Genomic DNA, 12,777 nt, shown 5'->3' on the forward strand with positions numbered 1-12,777 from the left:
CCGTGCCCTCCAGCGCACTGCCTTCCAGCGTCAGGTTCTCCACGTTCGCCGTCAGCGTGTAGCCCACCGACGCGCGCACCAGATCAACACCCGAGCCCTTCACCGCCGTCTCGGTCACCACGTCGCCCGCGTCATCCACAACGTAGGTGTCGTTGCCCAGACCGCCCGTCATCGCGTCCGCGCCCGCACCTCCGTCGATCACGTTCGCCGAGCCATTCCCCGTCAGCGTGTTCGCCTCGGCATTGCCCACCAGATTGAACAGCCCCGCCCCCAGCACTTCGAGGTTCTCGACGTTGTCATGAAGCGTCACCGTTACTGCAGCACGCCCTGCATTCGCATAGCCGATCCGGACCGTATCGTTGCCTTCGTCCGCAAGCTCGGTGACGATTTCGTCGGCGCGATCGATCAAGTAGATGTCGTCACCTTCACCGCCAATCAGCGTATCGAGACCGCCACCACCGATCAGTGTGTCGTTGCCTCCAAGGCCGGTGAGTACGTTGGCCTGTGCGTTTCCGGTCAGCGTGTTGACGAGTTGATTACCAGTGCCATCGATTGCCGTGCCGATAAGCGTGAGGCTCTCGACGTTGTCGTCCAGCGTGTGGCTGACCGAGGCCAGCACCAGATCGGTCCCCTCGTCGACGGCCTCGACGACGACATCGCCGGCGTTGTCGACGTAATAGACGTCGTCGCCCTCACCCCCATCCATGACGTCAGCGCCCGCCCCGCCGTTGATGAGGTCATTGCCGTCATAACCGTAGAGCGTGTCGTTGCCCGTGCCGCCGCTGATGCTGTCAGCACCGTTCATCATGTCGGCGAAGAACGTGGCCGTATCGGCCGGAAGAAAGCCAAACGGACGTCCCGAATCGATATCCATCTCGACGTAGCGAGACAGTCCGGTCATCGACATCAAGGTCTGCGCTGCGCCAGAACCGGGGCCGTCCGCATCGCGGCCATAGGAGAACGAGGTCACCGTGCCGCGGATCACGCCATAGTCATCCTCCACAAAGCTGCCGCCGTAGCTGACGGTCGTCGTGGCCACGCCGGAAGCATCGCGCAGCGTGTAGGTCAGCGAGCTGTACCGCGCGGCGCCGGTCGTCATCGAAATACTTCCGCCATACGCGATCGACTGCTCCGAGTTCCCGATCACCGCACTTGTCACGGACCCGCTGACATCGCCGTACACGTTTCCGCGCACGTTACCGCTCATCCTGATGTAGAACCCGTCGTACTCCGAATAAGTGATGCGATTGATAGAGAACGAATTCCCGGTCATTCCGCTGCCATTGATGGTCAGCTGCGCGTAGGTCGGGTAATACGTGCTTATGACGATCCTGGACGACGACACCGACTCCACATACCCATAGCTGATCGCCATGAATATCGTATCGATCATGCCATCAAGCTCGCTCGAGAACGCATCGAGCTTAGTCGCCGCCCGACCCACGAATCCACCTAGCGTGTCAGTGAGGAAGGAGAGGCTGTTGTCCTGAGCGGTGATATTGGCCACGGGATGGTCCTGTGCAGTCGGATATTCAGATTGGGAGCTAAGGAGTATAACCACGCAACATTTCCACACCCTGAAGACACAGTTTTTTTCACACTCCGCCCCTGCCTGATTCCGCTCGAGCAGCCACACGAAAATCCCATACCGCGCAAAGACAGAGGATCAACGGCACCGAGCGGATATCCGCCAGCGACAACGCAGAATCGCCGCTGCCATCGGGTACGGGCCGGCCGGACTAAAAAAAGGGCGCCGGCCTTGCAGCGCGGCGCCCCAACCTTGTCGATGCGTGACGACAAGGAGGGAGGTCATTGCGCTCAGTTCATCGGCGGGCACCTGCCAGTGCGGCGGTCGGAGCCCGGGCGCGGCCGGAACGTCCGAACACGCCGCTCACCACCTGCCAGGCCACTGCCAGTGCGCCGACGATGAACACCACGTCGCCGAAGGTGCGCACCCAGCGCAGCGTTTCGAGCAGCGGCTGCTGCATGAATGCCTCGCTGCGTGCGTACCACAGGCCCTGACTGACGCTGGCGTGGAACTGGATCAGGCCGATCGGCAGCAGACTGGTGGCGATCATCAGCACCAGACCCACGTTGAGCCCCCAGAAGCCGGTCTGCATCAGACGCTCACCGAACTCCAGCTGCGGCCGCACGTAGCGCAGCACCAGCAGCGTGAAGCCCAGCGCAAGGAAGCCGTACACCCCGAACAGTGCGGCGTGCGCATGCACCGGCGTCGTGTTCAGACCCTGCACGTAGTAGAGCGAGATCGGCGGATTGATCATGAAGCCGAATACGCCAGCGCCGAGCATGTTCCAGAACGCCACCGCGACGAAGCACATGAGCGGCCACTTCAACTTGGCCATCCACGGTGCGCGGTCCTTCAGGCGCCAGTTCTCCCACGCCTCGTGGCCAAGCACGACCAGCGGCACCACTTCGAGCGCGCTGAACGAGGCGCCGACCGCCATCACCGGCGTGGTCGTGCCAGCGAAGTACAGATGGTGGAAGGTGCCGGGCACGCCGCCCAGCATGAACAGCGAGGCCGAGGCCAGGCTGGCCGCCGTTGCCATGCGGCCGGAAACGAGGCCGAGCGTCGAGAAGATGAAGGCCAGTGCGGTGGTGGCGAACACTTCGAAGAAGCCTTCGACCCACAGGTGCACGACCCACCAGCGCCAGTACTCCATCACCGACAGATGAGTGCGCTCGCCGTAGGCGAAGCCGGCACCGTAGAACAGGCCGATCGCCACCACCGACGCGGTCAGCAGCGCGAGCAGATTCTTGTCGCCGCCAGGCGTGCGCAGCGCTGGCACCATGCCGCGCAGCATCAGCACCAGCCACAGCGCGACGCCGACGAACTTGCCGATCTGCCATACGCGGCCGAGGTCGACGTACTCGTAGCCCTGGTGGCCGAGCCAGAAGTTCAGCTCCGGCGGCATGATCTGCGCGATCGCCAGGTAGTTGCCGACGAAGGAGCCGACGACCACCACGACCAGCGCCCAGAACAGCACGTCCACGCCGAGTTTCTGGTACTTCGGATCGCGCCCGCCGTGGATCAGCGGCGCCAGGAACAACCCGGCGGCGAGGAAACCGGTGGCGATCCAGAACAGCGCGCTCTGGATGTGCCAGGTACGCACCAGCGAATACGGGAACCACTGCGACACGTCCATTCCGTAGAAGGTCTGGCCCTCGACGGTGTAGTGCGCGGTGAATCCGCCCAGCATCACCTGGAACACGAACAGCGCCACCACCAGGAAGAGGTATTTGCCGAGCGCGCGTTGCGACGGCGTCAGTGCGACGCGCGACAGCGGGTCCTGCGCCGGCGCGGCCGGGTCGCTCTCGTCCTGTTTGCGCAGGAAGGACCAGCCCCAGATCAGGAAGCCGACGCCGGCCATCACCACCACCACGCTGACGATGGACCACACCACGTTCTCCGCGGTCGGCGCATTGCCGATCAGCGGTTCGTGCGGCCAGTTGTTGGTGTAGGTGGCGCTGGTGCCGGGCCGCTCGGTCGCCGCCACCCAGGCGGTCCAGAAGAAGAAGCCGGCAAGCTGCGCGCGCCGCTGCGGATCGGGCAGCGTGTTCTCCTTCATCGCGTAGCTTTCGCGCGAGCCCTGCAGCGCCGGCGCATCGCCGAACAGCTCGGCGTAGTAGACGGCGGTGCGCTCGATCGCCTTCGCACGCAGCGTCGATACGGTGGCGATGCCGCTTGCGGCGTCGTAGGTGTTGCGCCGGTACTCGCGCTTCAGACGCGCGGCGAGCAGTGCCTGCGTGTCGGCGTCGAGTTCGGCATACGGTTTGCCGTGCGCGTCCTGCGCGGCCAGATCCAGCCAGGCCAGCAGTTCGCGGTGCAGCCAGTCCGCGGTCCAGTCCGGCGCCTGGTAGGCGCCATGCCCCCAGATCGAGCCGAGCTGCATGCCGCCGACCGACTGCCAGGCGGTCTGGCCGTCGAGAATGCCATCGTGCGTGTACAGCACGCGGCCGTCGTCGCTGACGATCTGCTGCGGTATCGGCGGCGCGCTGCGATACACCTCGACGCCGTAGTACCCGAGCAGCGAGAAGGTGACGATGAGCACGCCGATCAGCATGAACCACAGCTTGCGATAGTTACCCATGAGCGGTCTCCGCCTCGGCCGGTGCCGGATTCAGCCCCTCGAACAGGATGTTGTTCTCCAGGTGGATGTGTTCCATCAGGTCTTCGCGCAGCGCAGCCAGGCCGACGTAGAGCGCGCGCCAGGTATTGCAGGCGCCGCGCGGCAGCGTGATGTCATCGGTCAGCGCTTCCAGCCGCTGCAGCGCTTCGCCGTGCTGGTCGTGCTCGTTGCGCATCACCGTGACCGGCCCCTGCAGCGCCGCCGCGTGTCCGCGGGCGAGCATTGGAAACAGCACCTGTTCTTCCTTCTGCATATGGCTTTCCAGTTCCTGCTGCATCGTTGCCAGATGATCGGCGAGGCCGTTCGGGCAGTCGGGGCGATCGCCATGCACCTGTTCGACGCGGCGCGCGAGGCGGGTCAGCTCCGGCAACTGTTCGCGATGGCGGTCATGGAAGCGGACGAGGATGTGCTCGATCAGCGTCGCCGCCGACACCGTGCGCCAGTCGCGTTCCACGCGCGTGGCCAGCGACGAAAGGGTGCGCAGGCGATCGACGATGGGTTGCACGTCGATGCCGCGCTCGGCTGCCGCTTCCTGCAAGCTGTGCTTGCCGCCGCAGCAGAAATCGAGCTTGTGTTCGTGGAATACCTGGGTGGCACCGGGAATGCTGCGCGCCAGCGCGCCGAGGGATTGTTCGATCAGGTTCATGGCGAGAGCCTCGTGTGAAAGAAGACATCCTCAATTCGCAAGGTCCGGGCCACATGCGTCGATCAAATAAAATCAACAAGATACAAAAACTGAGGTATTTTCAACCCTCGCCAAGATAGGTATTAAAAACCCTTAATGGGTCATTATAACCATGATGGAATCCCTGCTGCTCGCCGACCTCGTGTCGGAACTGCCGCCCGCGGTGCGCCTGCAGCGCCTGGTATCCAGCCTGCGCGCCCACTTCGGCTGTGGCGCGGTGGCGCTGTTGAAACTGGAGGAAGACAGCCTGCGTCCGCTGGCGGTCGACGGACTGGTGCGCGAAACACTGGGCCGGCGCTTCGTCGTCGGTCAGCACCCGCGACTGGCCACCATCCTGTCGCGCCGTGACATCACCAGTTTCGATCACGACAGCACGCTGCCCGACCCCTATGACGGCCTGCTCGACACCCGCGTCGGCGAGCCACTGCCGGTACACGACTGCATGGGCACCAGCCTGCACGTCGAGGGACAGACCTGGGGCGCGCTGACGCTGGACGCGCTGCAGACCGGCACCTTTACCGAGGCGGCGCGCGACGATCTGCGTCGCTTCACCTTGCTGGTCGAGGCGGCGGTACGCGTGACCCGACTGGAACAGGACCTGCACGCGCTGCGCCTGTCGCGTGGCGGCGAACCGGCAGACGCGCGCGCCACCGCGGAAGAGGCAGAGATCATCGGCCACAGCGACGTGATCCAGCGTCTGCTGCACGAACTGAAGGTCGTCGCCGAGTCCGAACTGCCGGTGCTGCTGCTCGGCGAAACCGGCGTCGGCAAGGAGCTGTTCGCGCGCCACCTGCACCGCCATTCGCGCCGTGCCGCGCAGCCGCTGGTCCACGTTAACTGCGCGGCGCTGCCCGAATCGCTGGCCGAGAGCGAACTGTTCGGCCACGTGAGAGGCGCCTTCTCCGGCGCCACCACGGACCGCCCGGGACGCTTCGAGGCGGCGGACGGCGGCACGCTATTCCTCGACGAGGTCGGCGAACTGCCGCTGACCGTTCAGGCCAAGCTGCTGCGGGCGCTGCAGAACGGCGAAATCCAGCGCCTGGGCGCCGATCAGCCGCGACGCGTCGACGTGCGCGTGATTGCGGCGACCAACCGCACATTGCGCGAAAGCGTGCGTGACGGTGCCTTCCGCGCCGACCTCTATCACCGGCTGTCGGTCTATCCGGTGCCGATACCCCCGCTGCGCGAGCGCGGCAGCGACGTGCTGCTGCTGGCCGGCCGCTTCCTCGAACTGAACCGCGCCCGCCTCGGGCTACGCAGCCTGCGTCTGTCGCCCGAGGCGGAAGACGCGCTCTGTCGCTATCCGTGGCCGGGCAATGTGCGCGAGCTGGAACACGTGATCAGCCGCGCGGCGCTGAAGGTGGTGAGCCGTGGCGCTGCGCGCACCGACATCGTGTCGCTGCCGGCCGAACTGCTCGACCTCGACGGCCCGGCGCTGCCCGGCGTCGTGCCCCCGCGGCCCACCGACGAAGCGATACCTGTCACCCTGATGCCACTGCGCGACGCCGTTGACGCGACGCAACGGCGGCTGGTGCGGACGGCGCTCGACGCCTGCAGCGGCAACTGGGCCGACGCCGCGCGTCGTCTGGAGGTCGACCCGAGCAATCTGCACAAGCTCGCTCGCCGGCTCGGCCTCAAATAGCGATGACAGACTTTGCACTGATGCACAGCGCCGGTGCGCGCACACGCCGGCCGCCCCAAGCACGGAAGGACTCTGAAACAAAACCGACTGAAAATCATGCACTTGGCTTGCGCACATTAATTGCTTGAAGCCATCACCCCCTTTCCAGCATGCAACCGGAGTCCTCCGTGTCCATCCACGTCGCGCTGAACCACGTCACCCACTACCGCTACGACCGTCCGGTCATGCTCAGCCCGCAGGTGGTCAGACTGCGTCCGGCGCCGCACACGCGCACACCCATCCTGTCCTACTCGCTGAAGGCGACGCCGGGCGAGCACTTCATCAACTGGCAGCAGGACCCGCAGTCGAACTATCTCGCCCGCATCGTGTTCCCGGAGCGCACGCGCGAACTGCGCATCGAGATCGACCTGGTGGCCGAAATGTCGGTCATCAACCCCTTCGATTTCTTCCTCGAACCGGAAGCGGAAAAGATTCCATTCGGCTACAGCGAAGAGCAGACGCACGAACTGACGCCCTATCTGGTGAAACTGCCGCTCGGCCGCGACAACGCGCCCAAGTTCTCGCGCTGGGTCGACAACGCGCGCGCGCTGTGCAACGGCGGGCGTGCCAGCGTGGACTTCCTGGTCGCGCTGAACCAGCAGATGCAGAACGACATCCGCTACCTGATCCGCATGGAACCTGGCGTACAGACACCGGAGGAAACGCTGCAGAAGGCCAGTGGTTCCTGCCGCGACTCGGCCTGGGCGCTGGTGCAGGTGCTGCGCCACATCGGCCTGGCGGCGCGCTTCGTGTCCGGCTACCTGATACAGCTGACGCCGGACGTGAAATCGCTGGACGGCCCGAGCGGCCCCGAAGCCGACTTCACCGACCTGCACGCCTGGTGCGAGGTGTATCTGCCGGGCGCGGGGTGGATCGGACTGGACCCGACTTCCGGCCTGTTCGCCGGCGAGGGCCACATTCCACTCGCCTGTTCGCCCGAACCGTCGTCAGCCGCGCCGGTCAGCGGCTTCAGCGAGAAGTGCGAGTCGGAGTTCGAACACCACATGAAGGTCGAACGCGTGTGGGAAGCACCGCGCGTGACCCGGCCCTACAGCGACGCGCAGTGGTCGCGCATCGAAACGCTGGGCCACCGCATCGACGCCGATCTGAAGCTGCACGACGTGCGACTGACCATGGGCGGCGAACCCACCTTCGTGTCAGTAGATGACCGCGACGGCGCCGAATGGAACACCACCGCCGACTCGCCGCCGGAAAAGCCGACAAAACGCCTGCTCGGCGCCGAACTGCTGGCCAAACTGAAGGCGCGCTACGCGCCGGGCGGTCTGCTGCACTACGGCCAGGGCAAGTGGTATCCGGGCGAACAGCTGCCGCGCTGGTCACTCAGCTGTTTCTGGCGCCGCGACGGCGAACCGATCTGGACGGATTCCGGCCTGTTCGCGGACGAATCCGTCGATTACGCGCTGACCGAAGGCGACGCGGCGCGCTTCCTCAACGTACTGGCGGCCCGCCTCGGCATCGACGGCAAGCACGCCTTCCCTGCCTACGAGGATGTCTGGTACTACCTGTGGCGCGAACGCAAGCTGCCAGTGAACGTCGATCCCTTCGACGCCAGGCTGGACGATCCGCTCGAACGCGAACGCATGCGCCGTGTGTTCGATCAGGGTCTGGACAGCGTGGTCGGCCACGTGCTGCCGCTGGCACGTACGCCGGCCGGCGATGCCTGGCAGAGCGGTCCGTGGTTCCTGCGCACCGAGCGCTGCTATCTGGTGCCGGGCGATTCACCGCTCGGCTATCGGCTGCCGCTGGACTCGCAACCGTGGGTCGCCACCACCGACTACCCCTGGGTGCATGCCGCCGACCCGATGGCACCGCAGACCGCACTGCCGCAATGGCGCGACATCGCCTGGCGCATGCAGACGCCGCTGGCCGGCCTGACCGGCGACCGCGCGCAACGGCTGGGCTATGCCCTGCCGGACAGCGGCAGCCCGGTGGCGCCCGCGACCGACCGCCGCCCCGACGCCTTCGAATCCGCCGCCTGGATCACCCGCACCGCACTGTGCGCACAGGTGCGCCACGGCGTCATGTACCTGTTCATGCCGCCGCTGACAGCGCTGGAGGACTACCTCGAGTTGGTGACCGCGATCGAGGCGACCGCTGCCGACTGCGGCCACCCGGTCGTGCTCGAAGGTTACGAGCCGCCGCGCGACGCCCGCCTCGAAGTGCTGCGCATCACGCCCGACCCCGGTGTGCTGGAGGTGAACATCCAGCCCTACCACTCATGGGACGACATGGTGGCTGGCACCACCTTCCTGTACGAGGCGGCGCACGAAACCCGGCTCGGCACAGAGAAGTTCATGATCGACGGCCGCCACAGCGGCACCGGCGGCGGCAACCACTTCGTGCTCGGCGGCGCGACGGTGTCCGACTCGCCCTTCCTGCGCCGGCCCGACCTGCTGCGCAGCCTGATCAGCTACTGGCACAACCACCCGTCGCTGTCCTACCTGTTCTCCGGCCTGTTCATCGGCCCGACCAGCCAGGCGCCGCGCATCGACGAAGCGCGCAACGACGCGGTGTACGAGATCGAGATCGCCTTCGCCGAAATCGAGCGCCGCACGCGCGACATGGGCTACACGCCGCCATGGTTGATCGACCGCATCCTGCGCAATCTGCTGGTCGACTCCACCGGCAACACGCACCGCACCGAGTTCTGCATCGACAAGCTGTTCTCACCCGACGGCCCGACCGGCCGCCTCGGCCTGCTCGAAATGCGCGCTTTCGAAATGCCGCCGCACGCGCGCATGAGCCTGACCCAGCAACTGCTGCTGCGCGCGCTGATCGCCCGCTTCTGGCAACAGCCCTACCAGCCGGCGCGCCTGAAGCGCTGGGGCACCGAACTGCACGACCGCTACATGCTGCCGCACTTCGTCTGGGACGATCTGCGCGACGTGATCGACGAGCTGCGCAGCTTCGGCTACACGATGGAACTGGACTGGTTCGCGCCGCACTTCGAGTTCCGTTTCCCGAAGATGGGCGCCTTCGCCGCACGCAACGTTCAGGTCGAACTGCGCAGCGCGCTGGAACCGTGGCACGTGATGGGCGAGGAAGGCGCACCCGGCGGCACCGTGCGCTATGTCGACTCCTCTGTCGAACGACTGCAGGTGAAGGTGCAGGGGCTGGTGGACGACCGCCACGTGCTGGCGGTCAATGGCCGGCGCATTCCGCTGCAACCGACCGGACGCGTCGGCGAATTCGTCGCCGGCGTGCGCTACCGCGCATGGCAGCCGGCGACCTGCCTGCACCCGACCATTCCGCCGCACAGCCCACTGGTGTTCGACCTTGTGGACGACTGGATGAAGCGTTCGATGGGCGGCTGCCAGTACCACGTCGCCCACCCGGGCGGCCGCAATTTCGAAACCTTCCCGGTCAATTCCTACGAAGCGGAAGGCCGCCGGCTGGCGCGCTTCTTCGCCATGGGCCACACGCCGGGCCAGGTGTCGGCACCGCCGGAGGAGCGCAACCCGAACTTCCCGTTCACGCTCGATCTGCGGCGCTGAGCACGCAAACGCGTACGGACCGACGGGCGGCGCATCGAAGGATGCGCCGCCGCATCGCCGGCTGGCTTCCCACCCGATTGTCCTCGTAGCCTGCGCCGCGCGCCGGCCTGCGGCACAATGCGGCTTTCGCATCACGCCCTGCCCGTCTTGATCCACTGGACCCGTCAGATGCTGTGGCGGCTGCTCGCCGCAGTGTCGGTACTGATGGGCGTCATCGGCGCCTTCCTGCCCGTACTGCCGACCGTGCCCTTCCTGCTGCTTGCCGCCTGGGCCGCCGGCCGCGGCTGGCCGGCGCTGGAGGCGAAGCTGCTCGCCCATCCGAAGTACGGACCACACATCATCCACTGGCGCACGCACGGCGCGGTACCGCGTCGCGCCAAATGGCTGGCCAGCGTGATGATGCTGTTCAGCGCCACCACGCTGTGGTTCAGTCCGGTGCCCCCCTGGGTACGCGGCAGCGTGTGGCTCATCCTGATCGTCGTCGCCGGCTGGCTATGGACGCGGCCCGAACCCGCCAGCGACGATTAAGCTGAAACGGCGTCAGGCGAGCGCCGGATAGTCGGTGTAGCCTTCGGCGCCGCCGCCGTACATCAGCTCGGCGCGCAGCGGATTCAGCGGCGCGTTGTCGCGCAGACGGCGCACCAGATCCGGATTCGAGATGAAGGGCTTGCCGAAGGCGATCGCGTCGGCCTCGCCAGCGGCCACCTTCGCCTCGGCGCTCGCGCGATCAAAGCCGTTGTTCACGATCCAGCCACCGCCGAAAGCCTTCTTCAACGCGTTGTAGTCGAAGGGCTGCGCCAGATCCGCCGGTTCGCGCGGGCCGCCGGTCTCACCCTCGATCATGTGCACGAAAGCGAGCCCCAGCGGCGCCAGCACTTCGACCAGGCGGCCATAAAGTGCCTGCGGATTGCTGTCACGCGCCGTGTCGCTGAAGGTGGTGATCGGCGACAGACGGATGCCGGTGCGCGCAGCCCCGATTTCCGCCGCCACCGCCTGCATCACCTCGACGACCAGGCGGATGCGGTTGTCGATGGAACCTCCATACGGGCCGCTGCGGTCATTCACGCTGTCGCGCATGAACTGGTCCAGCAGGTAGTTGTTGGCCGCATGCACCTCGACGCCATCGAAACCGGCGTCGATCGCATTGCGCGCGGCGCGACGGTAGTCGTCGACGATGCCCGGCAGTTCGTCGTCGCGCAGCGCCCGAGGTTCGGACACCGGCACGAAGCCCTCCTTCGTGTAGGTCTGCGCATTGGGCCGACGCGCGGTCGACGACACCGGCGCCGCGCCGCCTGGCAGCAGCGAGGTATGCGAAATGCGTCCGACGTGCCACAGCTGCAGCACGATACGACCGCCGGCGGCGTGCACCGCGTCTGTCACCTTGCGCCAGCCGGCGACCTGCTCGGCCGAATGGATGCCCGGGGTGTCCAGATAGCCTTGGGCCATCGGTGAAATCTGCGTCGCCTCGGCGATGATGAGACCGGCGCTCGCACGCTGGCGGTAGTACTCGACGGTGAGCGGCCCCGGCACATTGCCGGCCTGGGCGCGGTTGCGCGTCAGCGGCGCCATGACGATGCGGTTGGCGAGGGCGATATCGCCCAGTCGGGTCGGTTCGAACAGCGTGGTCATTCGGTTCTCCATGTATGGATAGGGTTGGGGTCGCGACCTGGGCAGCGCCCCGGAAGAAAACAGTTTCAGAAACCCTGCAGCACGATCTTTCCGCGCGCGCGGCCGCTTTCGAGCAGTGCGTGCGCGCGGCGCAGATTGGCTGCATTGATGACACCGAAATGCTCGCCCAGCGTGCTGCGCAGGCGGCCGGCGTCGACCATGTCGGCCACTTCGTCGAGCAGGCGGCCCTGCTCGACCATGTCGTCGGTCTGGTAGAGCGAACGCGTGAACATCAGTTCCCAGTGCAGCGACAGGCTCTTGCGTTTCAGCGCGAGTACGTCGAGCGGATGCGCCGGATCGTCGATCAGGCCAAGCCGCCCCTGCGGCGCCAGCGCCTCGACGATCTGGGTGTAGTGGTGGTCGGTATGCGTCAGGCTGGCCGCATGGGTGACCGACGCGATGCCGGCGTCGCGCAGCGCCTCGGCCAGCGGACGGCGGTGATCGATCACGTGATGCGCGCCGAGTTGGGTCACCCAGTCGGCGGTTTCGCTGCGCGACGCGGTGGCGATCACTGTGGTGCGGGTCAGCGCCCGGGCCAGCTGGATCACGATCGAACCGACACCACCGGCGGCGCCGACGATGAGCAGACGCCCTTCCGCGTCGCGCAGCTGCAGTCGGTCAAACAGCAACTCCCACGCGGTGATGGCGGTCAGCGGCAATGCTGCCGCTTCGGCAAAACCGAGTGAGGACGGCATGCGGCCGACCAGGCGTTCATCCACCGCCTGAAACTCGGCGTTGCTGCCCTGGCGAGTCAGGTCACCGGCGTACCAGACGCGATCCCCCGGGCGGAAGCGCGTGACCTGCTCGCCCACCGCCTCGACCACGCCCGCCGCGTCCCAGCCCGGCACGCGCCAGCTGCCGTCGGCCGGCGGCGCATGGAAGCGACGTACCTTGGTATCGACCGGATTAACCGCCACCGCCTCGATGCGCACGAGCAGATCGTGGCCGCGGGCCTCGGGCCGGGCGAGTTCGACGTCCACCAAGCTGTCCTCGCGCTCGACCGGCAGATTTTCTCTGAATGCAACGGCTTTCATGCTGCAACTCCTGTCCAGTTCATCGAGGCATGCTACAGACTCGCAG

8 protein-coding genes are annotated in these 12,777 nt (G+C 66.3%); 3 read left to right on the forward strand and 5 right to left on the reverse strand.

Annotated elements, in window-relative coordinates; translation table 11 throughout:
• From AC51BJ_RS06250 to ytfE, 3 genes are all read right to left on the reverse strand, one after another.
• Positions 1–1,507: calcium-binding protein (locus AC51BJ_RS06250; RefSeq protein WP_496279663.1), on the reverse strand; the 1,507-nt coding region annotated here is incomplete at its 3' end.
• A gap of 316 nt (positions 1,508–1,823) precedes the next feature.
• Positions 1,824–4,109, reverse strand: coding sequence for a nitric-oxide reductase large subunit (locus tag AC51BJ_RS06255; protein ID WP_496279664.1), 2,286 nt, complete (start codon positions 4,107–4,109; stop codon positions 1,824–1,826).
• Complete coding sequence (gene ytfE / locus AC51BJ_RS06260) at positions 4,102–4,794, reverse strand: iron-sulfur cluster repair protein YtfE (protein ID WP_496279665.1); 693 nt, start codon at positions 4,792–4,794, stop codon at positions 4,102–4,104. Before ytfE ends, AC51BJ_RS06255 begins: the two co-directional genes overlap by 8 nt.
• A gap of 154 nt (positions 4,795–4,948) precedes the next feature.
• Between ytfE and norR the strand changes: the two genes are divergently transcribed.
• The 3 genes from norR to AC51BJ_RS06275 all read left to right on the forward strand — a co-directional run bounded on the left by norR (position 4,949) and on the right by AC51BJ_RS06275 (position 10,557).
• Positions 4,949–6,475: a nitric oxide reductase transcriptional regulator NorR gene (gene norR / locus AC51BJ_RS06265; RefSeq protein ID WP_496279811.1), complete on the forward strand. Its 1,527-nt coding sequence runs from the start codon at positions 4,949–4,951 to the stop codon at positions 6,473–6,475.
• 167 nt (positions 6,476–6,642) lie between these two features.
• Complete coding sequence (locus AC51BJ_RS06270) at positions 6,643–10,029, forward strand: transglutaminase family protein (RefSeq protein WP_496279666.1); 3,387 nt, start codon at positions 6,643–6,645, stop codon at positions 10,027–10,029.
• Between the two features lie 168 nt (positions 10,030–10,197).
• Positions 10,198–10,557 carry a YbaN family protein gene (locus AC51BJ_RS06275; RefSeq protein ID WP_496279667.1) on the forward strand — a complete coding sequence of 120 codons (360 nt, stop codon included), beginning with the start codon at positions 10,198–10,200 and terminating at the stop codon, positions 10,555–10,557.
• Positions 10,558–10,569: 12 nt separating this feature from the next.
• On the opposite strand, the gene AC51BJ_RS06280 is transcribed toward AC51BJ_RS06275, so the two are convergent.
• Both AC51BJ_RS06280 and AC51BJ_RS06285 read right to left on the reverse strand, forming a co-directional pair.
• Complete coding sequence (locus AC51BJ_RS06280; protein WP_496279668.1) at positions 10,570–11,658, reverse strand: alkene reductase; 1,089 nt, start codon at positions 11,656–11,658, stop codon at positions 10,570–10,572.
• 65 nt (positions 11,659–11,723) lie between these two features.
• Positions 11,724–12,731, reverse strand: coding sequence for a zinc-binding alcohol dehydrogenase family protein (locus AC51BJ_RS06285; protein ID WP_496279669.1), 1,008 nt, complete (start codon positions 12,729–12,731; stop codon positions 11,724–11,726).
• Positions 12,732–12,777 lie beyond the last annotated feature (46 nt).

This window comes from Methyloversatilis sp. S146-33 (genome assembly GCF_059552495.1).